Origin of the sequence: Candidatus Methylospira mobilis (assembly GCF_009498235.1) — a bacterium.
Classification (GTDB): Bacteria; Pseudomonadota; Gammaproteobacteria; order Methylococcales; family Methylococcaceae; genus Methylospira; species Methylospira mobilis.
In genome coordinates, this window is record NZ_CP044205.1 from 727,373 (window position 1) to 747,883 (window position 20,511).

A 20,511-nucleotide genomic window follows, 5' to 3' on the forward strand; every position below is an offset into this window, starting at 1 on the left:
ACGTGTCCCGCCACTCCACTGTTTTCACCGCTCAAACTCGCGGTATTCAGTTAACAAATCAGGTCAAGGCGGGGGGAGAGGCTATTCGGCAGGATTAACTTTCTCGACATCAACGGCAAGCGGCTTCGACTGGCTGGTCTGTTGTGGTAAGCTCATATTCAGCACAGGCGTTGTTGCTGTCGGATTGATATCCGTTGAAAGTGCTTTATTTCCTGAAACCGATGTTTCCTTTTCCGATGCCACGGTTGCAACGGACTTCATTTGGACGGCAACGGTGTTCATTTGGACGGTAACGACGTGGCCGTTGGTTACAGTGCTTGATTGAATCAATGTCTCTAACCTGGAGGAAAGCTGTTTCCCTCCGACGTAATGCGCAATGGCGGTTACCAGTAGCTGATTCAAACTGCAGCCTTCCATTGCAGCAAGTTCAGCGGCTTGTCTATGCAACATTCGCGGTATCCGCAATGCCAGCCTTCCGCTATATCCGTCAAAGTTGATCGGCTCCGGTATGTGGTGCCCGTTAGCCAGTGATACCGCTATCCACGCTTCTGCCGCGTTCCCGAGGTTCTCAAGCGCTGACTCGGCTGTATCCCCTTCCGCAACGCAGCCCGGAAATTCAAGGATGGAAGCTACATATCCACCGGTTTCATCCGGCGCCAACCGTCGCACGTATCCTCTGTTAAGGATATCTTTCGCACGAGAATCATATTCGGTCGTCTTCATCTTCGTCTTCAGAATTTAAAAACTGCTCCCACTTGTCGGCATCATCTATAAGCGTAGTAATAATATTCTTGGTGGTGCAGGGCTTCAGCTCTTTCGAACCGTGCCGGGGTATCGAAAGCGGGGAGCCTAGGGCCGGTTCCCTTTCCCGCACATAGGTCGGCTCCTTGCCGCGACTGTCTTTTTCGCGTCCCATTCTTTTGGCAAGTGAAACCAATTCGTCAGGCTTCCGCCCTTGCGGCGATCTAAGTATGCGCCGGAGTTCCTGCTTTATTTTCTTGAGCGCTGCCGGAGTCACGATATTAAATATGATACCAAGTTAAAGCCAAGTCAAGCTTGTGTTCGTTAGATCGAAATTAAAGTCATGCGTTCAGTATAACAACAACACCACCATCGATGCGGCTCAAAGAGCGTTATGCAGGGCGCGCACTTTGTACTCTGCGGAACTGGAAATCTGCCCGATGTGGATTACAATGCCACTCAATAGCAAGAAACGCCTCGCTGCTTTATGACACGATTACCCATATTTGCAAAACTGTTTACCAGCTTTTTTTCTGGGCTGAGTCCGCTCGGCGTTGCCGTGCCGCTAGAGCGCCCCCCGCTCGAGCATGGAGGTTTTCGTGCGCCGGAACTGGTGGAGCTGATTAACTTGGAGTCCGGCTTACGTCTTGATATCCGTTACGCGACCGCCAACAACTTCGTAGGTTATCCGGTGTACAGCGAAGCGCGCGCATTTCTGCAAAAACCGGCGGCTGAAGCGCTGATACGCGTGCATCGCAAACTGGGCGCGCAAGGATATGGTTTGATGATTTACGACGGCTACCGTCCCTGGTCGGTTACCAAAATTTTCTGGGATGCGGTATCCGGCCCCAAACGGCAATTTGTCGCTGATCCGGCGCAGGGTTCGCGCCATAACCGCGGCTGCGCGGTGGATTTGACGCTCTATGAATTGATCACCGGGCAAGCGGTTGCGATGCCGACAGATTACGATGAAATGACTCAACGCGCCTACTTCGATTATCCCGGCGGCACGCCCGAGTCCATGGCGTTGCGCGAAATATTGAAGGCGGCAATGACCTCCGAAGGCTTTACCGTGCATCCACGCGAGTGGTGGCACTATGATTATCAGGATTGGCAATCATACGGCATCCTGGATGTGCCGTTTTCGGCTGTGGCAGGACGGTAGCGGCCGGTTTTGTTTCGCCATGAGCCTTGCCGCGTGTGTTAGGGTTCGCAAGCTGAACAGCGACCAATTGCGAGCCAGCCACATGCCGTGCTGCATGGATGCAGCGAAACCATCGATATCACCGAAGCTGAAAGAGGATTTTCAACGGTTGCAGACAGTGCTTTGAAGCCATTGAAAAACGATTTGCCGCTGCTCTGTCATCCAGCGAAGAAAAATTATCCGAAAATGGCTTGCACGCGTTGCCGTCGAGTACGCACCTTTTTCGGATAAAACAACTGACGATGAGCGATCCTATGCCTCTCGTTCGCAATTCTATTTCTGCCGGTAAACACCAGGTTACGTTTGCTGGTCTCGCTGCGCTTCGTAGAGAGAAAGGCGAACGCCGCAGAGTTTTACCGCAGATGGTTGATTTCCTGTTTTCTGCAAACATAGCCCCGGTGCGAGCGATGCGCATATCTTCAATCGTTTTAAGCGTTACCGGAAGACGAGCTCCGAGACTTAAACCGGACGCTTGCTTCCGGGTGACAATGTATTGGGACTCGATATTTTTCAAAGGTAAATAAATATCGGTGATCGCTCACATTCCGGCACTTCTGGAAACAGATTAAGGTAGTGAAAAAACACGGAAAATCTCGCATTATCAGAGGTCGACGGCAAGCGGTCCGAACAACAGGAAAAAGATGAGCAGAAATTGCGACATCATAAAATAATTGATATGAGCCCTGACAATATCCGATCTTTGGACGATGTATCCGGCCGGCGCGCCTTGGGAAACAACATGGTGACGCGCAGAGCCCAGGCTAAAACCAGCGCAATGCACAACAAGATTCGGCAAACGCGGGCTGAAAAGGCTTGCTCGTCTAAATTTTCCCGGTAACAACTTCGTTGTTTACCATAGCTGCCCACTTTAAAATATTGAGAAGCGGTTCCGGTCGGACTCGATGTCTACGCCGGTTAACTACGCCAACTTCCCGTCCCCGTAATACCTTCGCATGATTGACTCCGGGACAGAGGAGTAGGCGGCTCGGTTCGACAATGTTTGGGAGTTTAAATCATGATAAACGCACCTGGCTTGCATGAACGAGCTGAAACCAACGACGCCAAGTTTGACGCGTTATGGGATATGCGCGACGGAAAGACGTTTTTTACCGGACCGCTGTACTATAACGCCGGTCATCAACATGGCGCGCCGGTGTTTCTTGCCGGTATCTACGGAAGTTTTCGGCTGCGAATGCACGGCGGCGATTGGTTGTCCTGCCGCACAGCGGTAATTCCGGCCGGGGTAATGCACGAGCTGGATGTATACGGCGACCCTCTCACCGTGTTGTATATCGAACCGAATATAGCCGGAGTCCATGCATTAATGCCGCTTATCGGTAATACGCGCGAGGTTAACGGCGCATTGGTCGGAGGCAGCGGGGAGATTTCATTCATGCGCGAGTTGTACGAAGACCGTTACAATCCGCAATGGACTTCGGAACCTTTGGACGATCTGTTGAGCTTTTCCAAGCGGCGTTCAAACAATGAAGTCATCGACCCCCGTATCTCGCAGGTAGTGGAATATTTACTCCAACACGGCGAGGACCTCAGCCCGATAACAACGCTGGCAGAAAACGCCGGTCTCTCTTCATCTCGTTTCCAGCATCTGTTCACCGAACAAATCGGCGTTCCTTTCCGCCGTTACCGCGGCTGGAACCGGATACGGACGGCAATACGTGAAATCATCAAAGGCAACAATTTTACTACCGCAGCGCATATTGCGGGTTTTTCGGACTCGGCCCATTTCAGCCATGAATTTCGCAAAACTTTCGGCGCGCCGGCGACTATAGGATTGAAAAAACTGGCGCGGCTACAACCTTGACCTGCCGAGATTAGCGGTAATCGTCCTGCCGTTTTCATGGTTTCATGGTTTCTCACACCGGTAAACCAGGACGAATACCTTCCGTTTTCAGCAGCGCAGTGTTGGCGAAATCACCTATTCTGGCCGCTTGCGCGCCGAAGAAACTGTGTTTCCAAATAACCGGCGTGTTTTGCAGATCCCTCAATCGGGAGTGATGCGACAAAAAAACCTTTCAGATTCCCGGCGTGAGTGCATCCCTCACGCTGTCCGGGAAGCCGGCAGTGCGTAGTTAGTTGCTCCAGGTCCATTCTCCATGCGCATCGATTTTCAGTTCGGCGTCGAAAAACTCCTTGTCCTGCAAATCGTCGCGGCGTCTGCGGATAGCCTGTCCGATGACGATGTAGGTGATGTTGTATTCGTTCAGCAAGCGTAGCGCGCTGGAAACTTCTTCAGTCGTCAGGTCGCTGGCGGGGTTTTCGATGAAGGCGAAGCAGGGTGACGCCAGTATCAGCCGGGCGAAGGCAAGCAGCTGTTGCTCTCCTTCCGACATAATACTCTCCCATTTGCAGCTTCCGTCCAGTCCGCCGATGCGCTGCACGATCTCTTCGAATTTGAGTTTGCGCAGCACATCCATGATCTCGCTGTCTTTCAGGCGCGGTTCCAGGCCGCTACCTTCGAGCAGTTCGCGCAGGGTGCCGTTCGGCATGTATGGACGCTCGGGTAAAAAGAAAATATTCCTTTTTTCCGGACGTACGATATGCCCGTTTCCATGTTCCCATATACCTGCGGTTGCACGGAATAACGCATATTGCGTTAACTCCTCATCGCAACGGATGTTGGTGCGCGTGCCGCGCGCAATGCTCAGCGACAAGTCCTTGAGCAGAACACGCTCGTCCTGGCCGGAGAATAGCGTCAGGCGCTGGTAGTCGAGTATGCTGTCGTCTTCGCAGTAGATGATAGCGGATTCCGGGGCGGTATCGCTTTCCTCATCTGTTGACGCCGGACATGCCGCTTCATGCGCGGAATACTTGATAGCCAGGTCCAATGCGCTCAACCGGGTGACCACGGCGGTGAAAGTTGAGAGCGACTGGAAATTGGTTACAATCAATGAAAAAGCGCCTACCAGCAGGGTAAAGGACATCGCGGCTTGCGCGATAATGCCGAAGTCGGCATTACCGCGGATGAATAGCGGCGCAACGACCAGAACCGGAATAACCTGAATCAGGTAATTGTAGCCGGTGGTGAAAAAACCGAGATTTCGATTCAGTTCGATGATTTGCTTCATGTTGTCCACAAGGCGTTGCAGGCGAGTCAACAAATCGTTCTGCAAACGCGTTTCCCGGTGGAGCAGGGCGATGTGTTCCGCGTTCGTGCGAACATGGGTCAGGCCCGATCGGAAGTCGGCTTCACGATCGAACTGGTTGTAGTTCAGCCCGACCAGCGGCCGTCCGAGTTTTATCGCCAGCCAGGAGCCGCCGCCGGCATACAGCACCGCTACGATGAACAGCAGCGGACTGATGGTCCACAGTACGCCCGAAAAAGCCAGTACCGTAAAGCTTGCGTTCATGAACATCAGGAAGAACGATAATGTCCCTGTGGTGAAGGCCTTGATATCGTCCGCTATGCGCTGATCCGGGTTTGCAACTTCATCGTTGCTGGTTAATCGATAGTAGGCGCGGTGGCTCAGATAACGTCTGAGGAATTGCTGGGTCAACCAGTCGCGCCAGAGCAGGCCCAGTCGTTCCTCGGAGAAGCGGAACAATACCGCTACACCGGTAATCAACAGGAAAATGCCGATATAAAGCAAGGCCCATCCGATGAAGCCGTTCATGTTTCTTTGTTCGATCGCGGTCATGAAGTCGCGTCCGATGAAACTGTTCAGCACATTTAATGCATTCAGCGCCAGCATCAGCAGCAATAATGCCGCGAACAGCGCTTTTGCCTTGCCACCCACATCGGAGGAGGCAAAGCGACGGATTCCGGTAATCAGCCGGTCCAGCGTGAGTTGATCGAGGTGGGGTATGGGGCCTTTTGACGTATTCATGCGTGCTCCTCAACACGTTCTCAAAGAGAGGCGTGGCGTTATTGTTTTTTTCGTAACCATTCTACTGATTCCTCAGCCTCAGTGCTCTTCAGTTAATTCGTTCGTGGCGTGTGCTTACGACTACGCTCAGGAGAGCCCTGTCGAAGCATGAGCATATAGATTGTCCGGACGAGGATACTCCATTCATCCTTCGACAGGCCTGAGCCTGTTCTGCGCGACTTGCCCCGAGCGTAGCCGTAAGGATCGAACGGAAAACCGGGAGAATAGTTACACCGATCCAAGCGTGACCGGCATATAATGACACTTTTGCGACTCAAAACCAAAACCCCGGCCCATGACAAATCCGTTAACCTGTTTTATGGCCTACGATATCCGTGGGCGGCTTGGCGATGAGCTCAACGAAGACATCGCTTATCGTATCGGCAGAGCGTTTGCGCAATTTCTGCAGGCTCGCTGCGTCGCTGTCGGCGGCGATGTTCGCGCCTCCAGCGCGTCGTTAAAGCAGGCGCTGGCACGCGGTTTGATGGATGCCGGATGCGATGTCGTCGATATCGGCATGACCGGCACCGAGGAAGTGTATTTTGCCGCGTTTCATCTGGATGTGGATGGCGGTATTGAGGTGACGGCCAGTCATAATCCGTTGGATTACAACGGCATGAAGCTGGTGCGGCGCGGCGCGCGTCCGATCAGCGGCGACAGCGGTTTGCGCGAAATTCAGCGTCTGGCCGAATGCGCTCAATTTGAGGAAAGCGCGCGCAAGGGGCAACTGTCGCAGCAATCCATACTCGAACCCTACGTCGAGCATATGCTTGGCTATATACAGGCGGATCGAATTTGTCCGCTGCGCCTGGTGGTGAATGCCGGCAACGGCGCCGCGGGTCATGTGATCGACGCGTTGGAACAGCGTTTCCAAGGGATGGGAGTTCCGCTGCAATTCATCAGGGTTCATCATGAACCTGACGCGGATTTTCCCAACGGCATCCCCAATCCGCTGTTGCCGGAGAACCGCTCCGCTACGATCGAAGCGGTTAAAGTGAATCGGGCCGATATGGGTATTGCCTGGGACGGCGATTTCGACCGTTGTTTCCTGTTCGATGAAACCGGCCGCTTTATCGAGGGCTATTACATAGTTGGTTTACTGGCGGCGGCTTTTCTTGCCAAGTATCCGGGCGAGAAAATCATCCACGATCCGCGCCTGACCTGGAATACCATCGACGTGGTTCACAGTAATCGGGGACAGGCGATACAAAGCAAGACCGGCCATGCCTTTATCAAGGAACGCATGCGCGCCGAGAACGCCGTTTATGGCGGCGAGATGAGCGCGCATCATTATTTCCGCGATTTCGCCTATTGCGACAGCGGCATGATTCCATGGCTGCTGATAGCCGAGCTGGTGAGCGCGGCGGGCAGGCCTCTGTCCGAACTGGTGAACGATCGCATGGCGGCTTACCCGTGCAGCGGTGAAATCAACTACCGGGTAACCGATGTCGGCGCGGTGCTGAATCGTGTGATAGAGTACTATCGGCATCTCGATCCGGTCATGGACCGTACCGACGGCATCAGCATGGAGTTTGCGAACTGGCGGCTGAATCTGCGTAGTTCGAATACCGAGCCGCTGCTGCGGCTTAACGTCGAAACAAGGGCTAACCGGGAAGATTTGTCGGCGTTGTTGACGGAGATTGAGCGGCTTATTCTCGATTGATACGACTCAAACCGAATAGTCAGGTTTTTTTGCGCGGAACGCGCGCCGCAGCGCCGGTACCGTCTGTTTCAGCCGCTCCATGTAAAGGTAGATCACCGGGGTGCTGAACAGGGTAATCATCTGGCTCAGTATCAGTCCTCCGATAATGCTGATCCCCAAGGGCTGGCGCAGTTCGTAGCCGGTGCCTCTGCCAAACGCCAGCGGAACCGCGCCCAGCAGCGCGGCGAGCGTGGTCATCATGATCGGGCGGAAGCGCAATACGCAGGCTCTGAAAATGGATTGCTCCGCCGTCATGCCTTCATTGCGTTCCAGGTGCAAGGCAAAATCGATCATCATGATCGCATTTTTTTTGACGATGCCGATCAGCAAAATTATTCCAATCATGCCGATGACGTTGAGTTCGATGTGAAACAGCATCAATGCCAGCAGCGCGCCGACGCCGGCAGACGGGATGGTGGAGAGTATGGTCACCGGGTGCAGGTAGCTTTCATAGAGGATGCCGAGCACGATGTAGACGGCAAATATGGCGGCCAGAATCAGCAGAGTCTGGCTCTGCAGCGACCCCAGGAACGCTTGCGCCGCTCCCTGGAAGCGCCCTTGTATGCCGGTCGGCACCCCAATATCGCGTTGCGCCTGCTCTATTTGCTCTATGGCCTCTCCCAGGGAAAATGCCGGGTTCAGATTGAACGAAATGGTGACCGACGGGAATTGGTCTGAGTGGTTGACGTTGAGCGGCGTATGTTCCGGGACGAAGCCGGCGATTTCACTGAGCGGTATCTGTTTGCCGCCCGCCGCGCCGATATAGATATTTTTCAACGTGTCCGGACTTTCCCATAACTCCGGCGCAACGTTCATTACCACATGGTTTTGATTTAGCGGATTATACATCGTGGAAACCTGCCGCTGGCCGAACGCATCGTACAGGGTATCGTCGATCGCTTGCGTCGAGATTCCCAGCCGCATCGCATTTTCGCGGTTTATGTCGAGGGTGGCGCTGAGCCCACCATTTTGCTGATCCATATTGACGTCGGCAAGCGCCGGCAGATTGCGTAGCGCCTCCTGCAGGCGCGGCCCCCATTGCTGCAGTTCGTCCAGGCTGGTGCCGCGCACGGTATATTGCCATTGTGACGCGCTCATGCGTCCGCCGATGCGCAAATCCTGTGGCGACTGTAAAAACATTGATGCCCCCGGCACCGCGGCCAGTTTACCGCGCAGCCGCCCGATGATTTCATCGGAGCTGGCGCGCCGTTCGCCCAATGGTTTCAACGAAGCAAACAGCCGTGCCTGATTGCCGGGGTTTCCACCGCTGCTGCCGGCAAACGCCACCACAGTGTCGACCGCCGGATCGGTTTCGATGATGCGCAGGTAGTCCTTGATACGCGCCACCATGGATTGAAAGGACGCGCTCTGGTCGGCCATGGCCTGTCCCATCAGCCGTCCTGTATCCTGTTGCGGGAAAAACCCCTTGGGAACCACGGTATATAAATAGCCGGTTGCAATGATGGTCAGCAGGGTGATCGCAAGCATGAAGGGCTGATGCCGCAAAACCCAGCGCAGCGCGGTTTCGTAGGCGCTTTCTATCGAAGCAAGCTGCGCCAGCCAGCGGTTTTGCGCGCCGTGTTGCGGGACACCGGACGGTTTGAGCAGTACGCTGCACAGCATTGGCGTGGTGGTCAGGGAGATGACCATGGAAATCAATACCGCCGCCGTCAGCGTGATCGAAAATTCGCGAAACAGTCTTCCGATGATGCCTTCCATCATCAACAATGGAATAAAAACCGCTGTCAGCGACAGGCTAATGGACAGCACGGTAAAGCCGATTTCCTTTGCGCCTTTCAGCGCCGCCTCCCGGGCGTTGGCTCCCTGTTCGATATGGCGCGTAATGTTTTCAGTGACCACAATCGCGTCATCGACCACGAAGCCGGTGGCGATAGTGAGCGCCATCAGTGACAGATTGTTCAGGCTGTAATCCAGCAGATACATGATGCCGTAGGTGCCGATCAACGATACCGGTATCGCTATGCTCGGAATCAGCGCGGTGCGCGCATTGCCCAGAAACAGGAACACCACGATGACCACCAGCGCGATGGACAGCATCAGGGTGAACTCTATGTCTTCCATGGAGGCGCGTATGGTGGTGGTGCGGTCCAGGACCGGTAATAAATCCATGCCCTGCGGAATCGATGCGGCCAGGTTGGGCAGCTCCGCGAGTATGCGGTCGACGGTTCCGATAATATTGGCGCCGGGTTGACGGTTGATGAGCAGGACGATGCACGGTTTGTTGTTGTGGAAGCCGATTGCGCGCAGTTCCTCGGTGGCCTCGGTAACGCGAGCGACATCGCGCAGACGGATGTTGCCGCGCGCGCCTCCGGCGACCAGCAGATTGCCAAAATCTTCCGCATTCCAGAGCTGGTCGGTGGTTTGAATAATCCAGCTGTTTTCCTCATTTTCGAGGATGCCCTTGGGGCTGTTGGCGTTGGCATTGGACAGCACCCGCCGTACATCTTCCAGTCCGAGGCCGTAGTTGTTCAGGTAGGCCGGGTTCAGCTCCACTCTGACTGCCGGCAGCGCGCCGCCGCCTATGGTGACGGTGCCGACGCCGCGTATCTGGCTGAGTTTTTGCTGCAACACGGACGAAGCGGCTTCATAAAGCTGCGCGCGATTGTAAAGATCGGAAGTCATTGACATGATCAGTATCGGCGAATCCGCCGGGTTTACCTTGCGATAGGAGGGATTGGACGGCAGGTTGGCGGGGAGAGAGCTGCGCGCTGCGTTGATCGCCGACTCCACGTCGCGCGCCGCGCCATCGACGTCGCGATTGAGATCGAACTGCATCGTCACCGAGGTGCTGCCCAAAGTGCTGCTCGAACTCATTTCGGTGATGCCGGCGATGCGCCCGAACTGCCTTTCCAGCGGGGTGGCTACCGATGACGCCATGGTTTCCGGGCTGGCGCCGGGCAGGCTGGCGGAAACCTGGATGGTCGGAAATTCGATCTGAGGCAGCGGCGACACCGGCAGGTGGTACATGGCCAGAATGCCGAGAAAGGCGATCGCCAGCGTCAACAAAGTCGTTGCGACCGGGCGTTGAATAAAAGGCGCCGATGGGTTCATGATGAAAACTATCCTTATGGTGGTTCTGGACGCGCGGGGGCGGCGTATCCTATTATCCTATCGCCGCAAACCGGCAAACTTTTATCATTATCATAAATCGCGAGGATGACACTCATGGCTGACGAAGAGCCGGTAATAGCGCAAAAAGCCCCATACGCCGTGGCGGTCGAGACCGGGAAAAGTTATTGGTATTGTACCTGTGGAAAAACGGAATCCCAGCCTTTTTGCGACGGAGCGCATAAAGGCACGGGTTTCAGGCCTGTCGAGTACAAGGCGGAACAGGATGAAGTCGTATATTTCTGCGGCTGCCGCCAAAGCGCCAACGGCGTGACCTGTGATGGGGCCCACGGCTCGCTTTAGCGAAAGCTTCCCCACTCGCCCCGGACTTTGTCCGGAGGTGTGGGAGCTGTCATGAATCCAGGATATTGACATGGATATGTATTGGGTTTACGAGTTGCACAGCTGGCAGTTCGGTGTATTGACGGTCGGCCTTCTGGTTTCGGTTTCTTTAAGCGCCTTCGTACTCACCCGCAGCTGGATACGGAGCAGTTTCCGCCTGTCGGACGCGACCAACGAGCCGGTCAGCGGTTTTTTTTCCGGCGTCGGCGTTTTTTATGGGCTGCTGCTGGGACAGGTTGCCGTTACCGCGTGGCAAAATGTCGATAACGCGGACGCGCTCATATCGCGGGAAGCGACTGAGGCCGATACCTTCTATCGTAATATCAGCGTGATGCCGGAGCCGTATAAAACACGTCTTCAGGATGGCGTGCGTGATTATTTGCACTATATGGTGGAGGTGGTCTGGCCGGCGCATCAGCATGGCGACAGTTCAACGGAAGCTACCGTTATCATCACGCGCATGCACAAGGTATTGTCGTCGTTTGCGCCCGGCAACGAAGGTGAAAAGATCATTTTTGCCGCGGCTTACATGTCGTTTAACAAATTTCTCGAGGCGCGGCATTTGCGCATCGATTCCGTCAGAGGCAGTTTGCCCACCGAATTATGGGTCGTGGTTATCCTGGGTGGGGTACTGAACATCGGCGTTACCTTTTTCTTCCACATGCGCGACAGAAAGGCCCATTATTTTCTCACCGGGGCGCTCGCGGTATTTGTCGGCCTGATGATTTTTCTGGTTGCCACCATGGACGACCCGTTTCGCGGCCCTAACGGCGTGAGCCCCGAGTCGTATCAACGGGTGTTGTCCAATCTCGACAAGCTGGACCCTGCGTTTCTTAACTGAGCTTTTAATTGTGTCATATGCCATAGCCGCTGTGTGATTTAACTCGGTAAGCGACCTGAGTTGGCTACGCGTATATTCTGTCCGGTTCGCTGCGGCCGCGAGTTTCATTGGTTGGCATCGTTTGTGTATAGGTCAGTGGGCCTCATCCTGTGTGTCTTGCCTCGCTTACACCGCAGAAGCTATACAACCTATCCAAAAACGGAAGCCTTCGATGATCAACTTCGTATTTATCAAGCCGCGCAGCGGAGGCGTAATCGGCCTTCTTGTTGTTGTATCACTCTTGGCGCTGTTTACCCCCCAAGGCGCGTGGGCAACTACGGCATTTGCGCGCCAGACAGGCGAGCCCTGTGCAGCTTGCCATATGCAGGGATATGGCCCGTGGCTGACACAGTATGGGCAAAAATTCAAGTTGGACGGTTATGTTGCTGGACATGCCAGCAAGCTGCCCGATGCGTTGAACCCATTCGCGCTCGAGCTGGTTGGTTCCGTTACCAATACCCAGCAGAATGTTCCGGGCGCCGCTTATTATTCCAACAACAAGGGGGAGTCATCGGCCAACAACAACGTTGTTAATGACTGGGACGCGCTTTACTACACCGGTCGAGTATGGGATAAGGTGGGTGCCTATCTGCAGCTCAATTTCAGTCCTCAGGTGGGCCGTTCGATCAGCCTGGCGATGGCCGATATCCGTTACGCCGATCACTTAACTTTTGACGGCAATAATGTGACTTACGGCATCACGGCCAATAATTCGCCGACCATGTCAGACTTCTGGATGACCTCTTATGCATGGATGTACCCGTACACAACTTCGTCTGCGACGGTTAAATCAGCAGCTCAGCCCTGGCTGATGGCGCTGATGGGAGGCGCCAATACTGCCGGTTCGACCGCGTATGCCATGATCAACAACCATATCTACCTGGAAGCCGGCGGCTATACCTCCCAGTCGCAGCAAATGGCTCAAGGTTTGGGAGTCTGGAATGGCGGATCCCAGGGGCAAGGGCCGCAAAGCGGGCTGATCAATGGTGGCGCGCCTTATTGGCGAGTGTTCCTGCAGCATAGCACCGGCCCGCATACGATGATGATCGGTACCTACGGTCTACAGGCTAACGTATCTCCGCTATACAACCAGTTAAACGGCACCAACTCTTACGTGGAGTACAACGTCGACGCCAACTACTCGTTTATGTTGGACGACGACAACATGTTCATGGCGATGTTTAAATACACACGCGACAACATGAGCATGTCGGCGAGCCAGGCAGCTGGGTACTCTTCAAACTCCAGCAATCATCTCAACAGCACGATGCTGATGGGCATGTGGACTTATAAGCAAACCTATAATTTAACGTTTGGCTGGAACTACATGAGCGGCAGCGCCGATATGATGCTTTATAACGGAAACGGAGGGGGCGTTAACCCCATTACCGGCACGGCAAACGGGTCGCCCAATACCAATTCCTTTCTGGTTGAGCTGGACTATATCCCGTTCGGCAAAGGTACGTTTGTCAGCGATCCTTATGTCAATCTGAGGTTGTCGCTGCAATACTGGGCCTATACACAGTTTAATGGCTCTTCCAATAACTATGATGGCAATGGGCGTAGTGCTGAAGCTAACAACACGCTTTACTTTGTCGGTAACCTGATGTTTTAGATGTAATATGACTAATAAGCACAAACTACCAAATTCAACAGTAAAGGTTGTCATATCGCTGATCTTCCTCTCGCTACCTGCTTTTTGCACGAGCGCTGGTGAGATGAGCGGAATGTCGGGGATGGATCATGAATCCATGGGGCTTTTCAATATGGATATGGGCATGGGCATGCATATGGAAGGAGATATTGCCCGTGGTGAGCATGTAGCCATTTCGACATGCGCAGCCTGTCATGGTAGATATGGCATCAGCTCCTCCGATACCATTCCTAACCTGGCGGGGCAGCAGGCCATGTACTTATACGGTGCATTGACGGCTTATCGCGACAAGGTACGTCATGTGCAGGTTATGACCGATGTTGCTTCGAAATTAAGCGAACGGGATATTGCCGATGTCACTGCATACTATGCCCATCTTCCAGACCGTAAATGGTAATTTGACAGCCGGGAAAAACGCCATGACTCATGCTTTGATTGTTGTTGTATTAAATGTTTTTCTGGTCGGTTTATCAGGGTGTTCTGTGTTTGAAAAGCAAGCAGCGGCTGACACGCCTGCTGCTGCTGTTGATAGAACAGCTTATTATCTTTGCGGCGGGTGTCATGGGCCAGAAAATATCCGGGTCGAAACCATGACCCCCAATCTCTTCGGCCAGAAAAAGGGGTATCTTGCCGCCAAACTTCGCGATTACCGGGATAAACAGCGCGTCAATCCGTTTATGAATGGCATCGCGGAAGGGTTGAGCGATCATGATATTGATAATCTGGCTGCTTATTTTTCTAGTTCCGGTAGCACGTCAAAATAATTTTTCCGAGTCTTTCTTTGATTCGTTGGTGAGGAGCGGCATGAAAAAATCTATCACTGTTGTGAATATAAAAAATAGAGCCTAACTTTGTGCCGAGTTTTCATAAGTGAATCAGCCTAACCATCGTGGAAAAATGCTTCTTGTGCCACTACTGAATTCTTTTTTGGGTGCCGGAAAGTGCTTGAGTTATTTCCACGTCAGTTACCTGTGAATACTTATTACGCCATAAAACCGCTTGTGTTATATTCACACCTCGACGGTTTTACTGGGCATGCTCGGAAGTCCAGCCTATTGATCGAGTTACGACGATACGCCCGGTTTTGCCAATAGCGTTATTCAGCTACGAAGCAGCTTTAAAAAAATAGAAAACCAACTTTTGGAATATATGCAATATAAACCATATAAGCTATTACAGCCAAAATCGTAATGATAGTGACAATGTAATCCACCATGGTATATGGTGAATGCTTAATCCTGAGGTGTTGAGTGTGCTTTTTCATCGTATGCTGAAAGTTGCGTAGATTAAAGACGAAATAAAAATCGCTTTCAAAAATACCGCTTCCAATAAACCGAGCCATAACCCGGCTCGCCGAGTCTTGCAAATGCCCACTTCCCAGTTATTAAGTCGTTAAGGAAACGCTGATTTAATCGCCACCTAATTCCATATATTTATTATGGATATAAATTAACCATGGTATAATAATCAATATATTATACTGAAACGGTTTCCGGCGTATGATGAAACAGACCACCCTCCTTGACGTTCTTCTCCAGCAAAAATCGCGTACCACGCGGCGCGAGACTTTTTTGAACGCGATGGATCAGGTAGTTCCCTGGTCTGAACTGGTCGAGCTCATTCAGCCGGTGTATCCCGCTTCCGGACGAGGTCGTCCGCCTATCGGGATCGAAAGGATGTTGCGATTGTATTTCATCCAGCAATGGTACGGCTTTTCCGACGAAGGAACAGAAGATGCGCTTTATGATATGCCCCTATTAAGCCGCTTTGCCGGAATTGACCTGACGCATGAGCGTGTTCCCGATGCTACCACGCTATTGAACTTCCGCCACCTGCTGGAAGAGCATAAGCTGGCGCCGGTGATGCTGGGCCGCATTAATGCGCTTCTTGAAGCGAAAGGATTACTCATGCGCGAAGGAACGATCGTGGATGCCACGTTGATCGCAGCGCCGCCCTCGACCAAAAACAAAAGTGGCGAGCGCGATCCGGAAATGCACCAGACCAAGAAAGGAAATCAGTGGTATTTCGGGATGAAGGCGCATATTGGTGTGGATGCTGAATCGGGACTGGTTCATACGGTTGTCGGTACGTCGGCGCATGTCAGTGATGTGGTGATGACCAGCGAGTTGCTTCATGGTCGGGAACAAGTGGTCATAGCCGATGCCGGTTACATCGGCGTTGAAAAGCGCGAAGAGAATACCGGGAAAACGGTGGAGTGGTTGATCGCCATGAAGCGCGGCAAGCTAAAAGCGATGCCCGAAGGCCGATGGAAAGAAACGGTGCGCGAGATCGAAAAAAAGAAGGCGCAGATTCGTTCGCGTGTCGAGCATCCGTTCCATGTGATCAAGAACCTGTTTCATTATCGCAAGACGCGGTATCGGGGATTGGAAAAGAACACGCATCAACTACAGATTTTGTTCGGGCTTTGTAATTTGTACCGGAGCCAAAAGCGGCTGATGGGGTCGATATGAGGGATTATTGCGCCCTCAATCCGCCCGAAAGGCGGAAAATGCCGGTAAAACCGGTGGTTTTAAGAGGGAACGCATAAAAAATGCGCCAAAATAGAAAATTTAGGCTCAAAAAAATTGCGCACCGGCGCAGCAACCCAGGTTTTGGCTATTAATCAGCGGTTCCTTAAGTCGTTAAGTCGTAGTGCGTTAAATATTAGCTGGAGAAATTGCATCGAGCCATGCGTGAGCATGGTGCAAATATGGCATTCTATTGCGCAAGCAGTTCCGTATATGGCCGACATGAACACAGCTGTAGGGTCAGCTTTATGTGCTGTTCTGCGGCGAGTAGAAATTCATTTTACCGGCGAAAAATCTCGTCGTGGTTTTGCGTTCAATCGTTGTAAAAAATCGCGGAATATAAACAAAAACCCCGGCATTCTGTAAAATGACGGGGTTTTACGTTTTAAAAGTCCAGGCTGAAAGCCGCTTATTTCTTGCTGTTGCGTTCGTTGACTTCCTTGATAACCGCTTCAGCTACATTTTTCGGACACGGCAGGTAGTGTGAGAACTCCATCGAGAACTGGCCGCGGCCCGATGTCATGGTGCGCAGATCGCCGATGTATCCGAACATTTCGCTCAACGGTACTTCGGACTTGATGCGTACGCCCGTGACGCCCGCTTCCTGCGATTTTACCATGCCGCGGCGGCGGTTCAAGTCGCCGATGACATCGCCGACATGCGCATCCGGGGTGAAGGTATCCACTTTCATGATCGGTTCGATCAACTGCGGAGCGGCCTTCGGTATTGTCTGGCGGAAAGCGGCTTTGGCGGCGATTTCAAAAGCGATTGCGGAAGAGTCGACTGCATGGAAGCCGCCATCGGTCAGCGTCACCTTGAAGTCCAGGCATGGGAAACCGGCCAGCACGCCCTTGTCCAGCATGCTCTTGAAGCCCTTTTCAACCGCAGGCCAATACTCTCTCGGCACGTTGCCGCCGGTTACCGCCGACACGAATGAGAAGCCGCTGCCCGGTTCGCCCGGTTCGATGATGTAGTTGATTTTTGCGTACTGGCCCGAACCGCCTGACTGCTTTTTGTGTGTGTATTCGTCTTCGACGAGTTTGGTAATGGTTTCGCGGTACGCAACCTGCGGCTTGCCGACGATGACTTCAACGCCGTGGGTGCGCTTCAGAATATCGACCTTGATGTCCAGATGCAGTTCGCCCATGCCTTTGAGGATGGTCTCGCCGCTTTCCTCGTCGGTCATGACGTGGAAAGACGGGTCTTCCTGCACCATTTTGCCGAGGGCGACGCCCATTTTCTCGTTTGCGGCTTTGTCTTTCGGCGAGACCGCAATCGAGATAACCGGATCGGGGAATACCATGGGTTCCAGCGTGGCGGGTTTGTCCGGGTCGCACAGCGTGTGTCCGGTTTGCACGTTTTTCATGCCCAGCACCGCGACGATATCGCCCGCCTGCGCCGAATCCAGTTCGTTACGCGAATTGGCGTGCATTTCGACGATACGGCCGATACGCTCGGTTTTGCCGGTAAAGGTATTCAGTACCGAGGTGCCTTTTTCCAGCTTTCCGGAGTAGATGCGCAGGAAGGTGAGCGCGCCGAAGCGGTCGTCCATGATCTTGAACGCCAGCGCGCGCAACGGACGCTCGGCATCGACGATCGCGAATTCGCCGGTTTCGTTGCCTTCCAGATCGACTTCGGGTTGCGGGTTGACTTCGGTCGGGTTGGGCAGGTAATCGATTACGCCATCCAGTACCAACTGCACGCCCTTGTTTTTGAAGGATGAACCGCAGAACGTCGGAAAGAAATCCAGTTTGATGGTGCCTTTGCGGATGCAGCGCTTGATGGTTTCGATGTCCGGCTCTTCTCCTTCCAGATACTTCTCCATGACTTCGTCTTCCTGATCGACGACAAGTTCGATCAAGGCTTCGCGCCATTTTTCGACATCGTCGACCATGTCGGCCGGAACGTCCTTGATCTCATAGTTCATCGGATCGCCGGAGTTATCCCAGACCCACGCTTTACGCGTCAGCAGATCGACAACGCCGGTAAATTCATCCTCGCGGCCGATCGGCAGGGTCATCACGGCCGGCTTGGCGCCCAGGACTTCTTCAACCTGCTTGACGACGCGATAAAAATCAGCGCCGGTGCGGTCCAGCTTATTGACATAGATCACGCGCGCGACCTTGGAGTCGTTGGCGTAGCGCCAGTTGGTTTCGGATTGCGGCTCCACGCCGCCGGAGCCGCAGAACACGCCGATGCCGCCGTCCAGCACTTTCAATGAACGGTAAACTTCGATGGTAAAGTCGACGTGTCCGGGGGTATCGATGATGTTGAAGCGGTAATCTTTCCAGAAGCAGGTGGTTGCAGCGGACTGGATGGTAATGCCGCGCTCCTGCTCCTGCTCCATGAAGTCCGTCGTGGCAGCGCCGTCATGCACTTCACCGATCTTGTGGATTTTTCCGGTGAGCTTGAGAATGCGCTCGGTAGTCGTGGTTTTACCGGCGTCCACATGGGCGAATATGCCGATATTTCTGTAATGGGATAGATCAGTCATGTTTATACTCTAAGTATTGAAAATAAAAGCTTAGCCGGCGAATATGCTATTGTAACCTCAGATAGTATGCGCTGGATATTGTTACACTCACGTTACGCCTGCGTGGATAGCCAGGCGCTTAAAACCATCAACGTCCACAGCGCCCGCGCGTGATCGCCCTGACGCTTGCGGTGGGCATTAAATAAATCACGGGCCGCTTTGCGGTTGACGCCGGCTTGCTCCAGGCGCGGTTCGTTCAGCAAGTTTGAGGCCCAGTCGGCAAGAGGCCCGCGCAGCCAGCTGCTGAGCGGTACGGAAAGTCCTCGCTTGCGGCGATAAACGATCTCTTTCGGGAGATAGCGCATGGCATAGCTTTTCAGGAATATTTTGGTGCTGATTCCCCGGGTGCGCTCCGCTTCCGGCAAGGTTCCGGCGAATTCCATGACCGCCAGATCAAGGAACGGCGCCCTGAGTTCCAAACCTTGGGTCATGCCGCTACGGTCCGCCTTGGTGAGCAGGCCTTCGGCCAGCGAGTTTTCCAGATCGAAACGCTGCACCTGGTTCAACAACGAATCGGACTCGGCGGGATAGTCCGAAAAATGGTGTTGGACGCCAAGCTTGTGCAGTAATTCCGGTGCAATATTGGATACCCATAAACGATGCCGCTCCAGGCCCGATAAGGTGTCGCCCTGTATAAAGCGTTTCAGCAGAAACGACAGCGTGACTTTCTTGTCGGTCGCGGGCCATCGGTCCACTGAGATGCGGATCAGCCTGCGCAACGCCGCCGGCAGGCGCGAGTAATAGAGCGCAAAACGGGCGCCGAAGTAGGTCGGATAGCCGCCGAACAGTTCATCGGCGCCTTCGCCGACCAGCGCGACCTTAACGTCCTGCGCCGCGCGTTTGGCCAGCAAGGTCGACGGTATCCAGGCCGGATCCGCCAGCGGAATGCCGGTTACCCGCATCAGTTCCGGCAGCATTGCCGGGAAGTCCTCGGGTTTTATCCATACCGGTATAAACTCGACGCCGAGGCTGTTGGCAACGCCTTCAGCGATATCGCCCTCATCGTAGGACGATTCGCTGAAGCGCAGCGAATAGGCGTTCAGCCGCTTTTCCGGCCGCAAGTTGCGGGTAACCGCGGCAACCAGCGAGGAGTCGACGCCGCCGCTCAGAAATACGCCGAAATCGACATCGACTTCGCTTTGCTGCAGCACCGCATTGCGAAAAACGGTATCGAAGTCGCTCAGCGCGCGCTCGCGCGCCGCGGGCGCCAGGGGGCTCATGCTGGTTGCCGTTAACGGCCACGACCAGTAATTGCGGCGTTGTGTGCCGTTTACAGTAAAGCAGATGACCTCGGCGGGACCGACGGCATGGATATGTTCCAGAGGCGTTGTCGGCGCCGGAAAATAGCCGAAGCGCAGAAAACCAGCTATGGCGTTGATATCCGGGCTTGCGCTGACGGCGCCGGAAGCGGTTAACGCGGTGAGTTCCGAGGCGAATGCAATGTTTGCTCCCTGCTGCCGGTAATACAGCGGCCGTTCGCCGGCGCGGTCGCGGGCCAGTATCAGGGTATTGCAGCGCGGGTCCCAGATGACTATGGCGAAAGCGCCGACCAGTTTTTCAGGGAAACGATCACCCAGTTCGAGGTAGAGCTGAGGAATCACCGCTACATCGGTGGCATGTTCGACCTGACGGCCGCGCTTTGCGAGCCAGTCGCGAATCTCCAGGTGGTTGTCTATTTCACCGTTGCACGCGACGGTAACGCCGCTTTCGCTGTCAACGAACGGTTGATCGCCATCAGCCAGACCGCGTATGGCCAGGCGCGTGGCGCCCAGCACCGCGTCATTTCCTGTCGATATGCCGGAGCCATCCGGGCCGCGATGCGCGAGCAACGCCACCATTTGTTCCACCTGTCGTCTGGCTTCCGGTACATTGAGCGCTCCGGATAGCTGCGCAATTCCGCACACTCCGCACATG

At 53.9% G+C, this 20,511-nt stretch carries 15 protein-coding genes; 9 read left to right on the forward strand and 6 right to left on the reverse strand.

Annotated elements, in window-relative coordinates; all coding sequences use genetic code 11:
• Positions 1-81 precede the first annotated feature (81 nt).
• Complete coding sequence (locus F6R98_RS03030; protein WP_153247710.1) at positions 82-723, reverse strand: type II toxin-antitoxin system HicB family antitoxin; 642 nt, start codon at positions 721-723, stop codon at positions 82-84.
• Positions 704-1,018 (reverse strand): hypothetical protein, encoded by a 315-nt coding sequence (locus F6R98_RS03035; RefSeq protein ID WP_153247711.1) that lies wholly within the window; start codon positions 1,016-1,018, stop codon positions 704-706. Before F6R98_RS03035 ends, F6R98_RS03030 begins: the two co-directional genes overlap by 20 nt.
• A gap of 210 nt (positions 1,019-1,228) precedes the next feature.
• Here F6R98_RS03035 and F6R98_RS03040 point away from each other — a divergent pair, with 210 nt between their 5' ends.
• Together F6R98_RS03040 and F6R98_RS03045 are read left to right on the forward strand one after the other, a co-directional pair.
• Complete coding sequence (locus tag F6R98_RS03040; protein WP_153247712.1) at positions 1,229-1,906, forward strand: M15 family metallopeptidase; 678 nt, start codon at positions 1,229-1,231, stop codon at positions 1,904-1,906.
• 1,054 nt (positions 1,907-2,960) lie between these two features.
• Entirely contained in the window at positions 2,961-3,767 is an 807-nt protein-coding gene (locus tag F6R98_RS03045; protein ID WP_153247713.1) for a helix-turn-helix domain-containing protein, read from the forward strand.
• A 268-nt stretch (positions 3,768-4,035) separates the two neighbouring features.
• Here F6R98_RS03045 and F6R98_RS03050 read toward each other — a convergent pair whose 3' ends face one another.
• The gene (locus F6R98_RS03050) at positions 4,036-5,790 is read right to left on the reverse strand and encodes an ABC transporter ATP-binding protein/permease (RefSeq protein ID WP_153247714.1); all 1,755 of its coding nucleotides are present in this window, start codon (positions 5,788-5,790) and stop codon (positions 4,036-4,038) included.
• Between the two features lie 334 nt (positions 5,791-6,124).
• Here F6R98_RS03050 and F6R98_RS03055 point away from each other — a divergent pair, with 334 nt between their 5' ends.
• On the forward strand, positions 6,125-7,492 hold the full coding sequence (locus F6R98_RS03055; protein WP_153247715.1) for a phosphohexomutase domain-containing protein: 1,368 nt from the start codon (positions 6,125-6,127) through the stop codon (positions 7,490-7,492).
• 6 nt (positions 7,493-7,498) lie between these two features.
• On the opposite strand, the gene F6R98_RS03060 is transcribed toward F6R98_RS03055, so the two are convergent.
• Positions 7,499-10,603: an efflux RND transporter permease subunit gene (locus tag F6R98_RS03060; protein ID WP_153247716.1), complete on the reverse strand. Its 3,105-nt coding sequence runs from the start codon at positions 10,601-10,603 to the stop codon at positions 7,499-7,501.
• 114 nt (positions 10,604-10,717) lie between these two features.
• Here F6R98_RS03060 and F6R98_RS03065 point away from each other — a divergent pair, with 114 nt between their 5' ends.
• From F6R98_RS03065 to F6R98_RS03090, 6 genes are all read left to right on the forward strand, one after another.
• Positions 10,718-10,963 carry a CDGSH iron-sulfur domain-containing protein gene (locus F6R98_RS03065; protein WP_153247717.1) on the forward strand — a complete coding sequence of 82 codons (246 nt, stop codon included), beginning with the start codon at positions 10,718-10,720 and terminating at the stop codon, positions 10,961-10,963.
• A 70-nt stretch (positions 10,964-11,033) separates the two neighbouring features.
• The gene (locus tag F6R98_RS03070) at positions 11,034-11,843 is read left to right on the forward strand and encodes a bestrophin-like domain (protein ID WP_153247718.1); all 810 of its coding nucleotides are present in this window, start codon (positions 11,034-11,036) and stop codon (positions 11,841-11,843) included.
• Positions 11,844-12,054: 211 nt separating this feature from the next.
• The gene (locus tag F6R98_RS03075; protein WP_153247719.1) at positions 12,055-13,497 is read left to right on the forward strand and encodes a hypothetical protein; all 1,443 of its coding nucleotides are present in this window, start codon (positions 12,055-12,057) and stop codon (positions 13,495-13,497) included.
• Positions 13,498-13,504: 7 nt separating this feature from the next.
• Positions 13,505-13,933, forward strand: coding sequence for a c-type cytochrome (locus F6R98_RS03080; RefSeq protein ID WP_228125063.1), 429 nt, complete (start codon positions 13,505-13,507; stop codon positions 13,931-13,933).
• A 22-nt stretch (positions 13,934-13,955) separates the two neighbouring features.
• Positions 13,956-14,300 (forward strand): c-type cytochrome, encoded by a 345-nt coding sequence (locus F6R98_RS03085; RefSeq protein ID WP_153247720.1) that lies wholly within the window; start codon positions 13,956-13,958, stop codon positions 14,298-14,300.
• A gap of 738 nt (positions 14,301-15,038) precedes the next feature.
• Positions 15,039-16,007 carry an IS5 family transposase gene (locus F6R98_RS03090; RefSeq protein ID WP_153250884.1) on the forward strand — a complete coding sequence of 323 codons (969 nt, stop codon included), beginning with the start codon at positions 15,039-15,041 and terminating at the stop codon, positions 16,005-16,007.
• A gap of 466 nt (positions 16,008-16,473) precedes the next feature.
• Here the strand turns inward: F6R98_RS03090 and fusA are convergent, their stop codons facing one another.
• Both fusA and asnB read right to left on the reverse strand, forming a co-directional pair.
• Positions 16,474-18,558, reverse strand: coding sequence for an elongation factor G (gene fusA, locus F6R98_RS03095; protein WP_153247721.1), 2,085 nt, complete (start codon positions 18,556-18,558; stop codon positions 16,474-16,476).
• Positions 18,559-18,650: 92 nt separating this feature from the next.
• Positions 18,651-20,510, reverse strand: coding sequence for an asparagine synthase (glutamine-hydrolyzing) (asnB, locus tag F6R98_RS03100; protein WP_153247722.1), 1,860 nt, complete (start codon positions 20,508-20,510; stop codon positions 18,651-18,653).
• Position 20,511: the final 1 nt, after the last annotated feature.

What these genes read in the sequence shown, in the direction of transcription:
- F6R98_RS03030 (WP_153247710.1), bottom strand. Translation starts at nt 723, where the DNA reads ATGAAGACGACCGAATATGATTCTCGTGCGAAAGATATCCTTAACAGA.
- F6R98_RS03040 (WP_153247712.1), top strand. Translation starts at nt 1,229, where the DNA reads ATGACACGATTACCCATATTTGCAAAACTGTTTACCAGCTTTTTTTCT.
- F6R98_RS03045 (WP_153247713.1), top strand. Translation starts at nt 2,961, where the DNA reads ATGATAAACGCACCTGGCTTGCATGAACGAGCTGAAACCAACGACGCC.
- F6R98_RS03050 (WP_153247714.1), bottom strand. Translation starts at nt 5,790, where the DNA reads ATGAATACGTCAAAAGGCCCCATACCCCACCTCGATCAACTCACGCTG.
- F6R98_RS03055 (WP_153247715.1), top strand. Translation starts at nt 6,125, where the DNA reads ATGACAAATCCGTTAACCTGTTTTATGGCCTACGATATCCGTGGGCGG.
- F6R98_RS03060 (WP_153247716.1), bottom strand. Translation starts at nt 10,603, where the DNA reads ATGAACCCATCGGCGCCTTTTATTCAACGCCCGGTCGCAACGACTTTG.
- F6R98_RS03065 (WP_153247717.1), top strand. Translation starts at nt 10,718, where the DNA reads ATGGCTGACGAAGAGCCGGTAATAGCGCAAAAAGCCCCATACGCCGTG.
- F6R98_RS03070 (WP_153247718.1), top strand. Translation starts at nt 11,034, where the DNA reads ATGGATATGTATTGGGTTTACGAGTTGCACAGCTGGCAGTTCGGTGTA.
- F6R98_RS03075 (WP_153247719.1), top strand. Translation starts at nt 12,055, where the DNA reads ATGATCAACTTCGTATTTATCAAGCCGCGCAGCGGAGGCGTAATCGGC.
- F6R98_RS03080 (WP_228125063.1), top strand. Translation starts at nt 13,505, where the DNA reads ATGACTAATAAGCACAAACTACCAAATTCAACAGTAAAGGTTGTCATA.
- F6R98_RS03085 (WP_153247720.1), top strand. Translation starts at nt 13,956, where the DNA reads ATGACTCATGCTTTGATTGTTGTTGTATTAAATGTTTTTCTGGTCGGT.
- F6R98_RS03090 (WP_153250884.1), top strand. Translation starts at nt 15,039, where the DNA reads ATGAAACAGACCACCCTCCTTGACGTTCTTCTCCAGCAAAAATCGCGT.
- fusA (WP_153247721.1), bottom strand. Translation starts at nt 18,558, where the DNA reads ATGACTGATCTATCCCATTACAGAAATATCGGCATATTCGCCCATGTG.
- asnB (WP_153247722.1), bottom strand. Translation starts at nt 20,510, where the DNA reads ATGTGCGGAGTGTGCGGAATTGCGCAGCTATCCGGAGCGCTCAATGTA.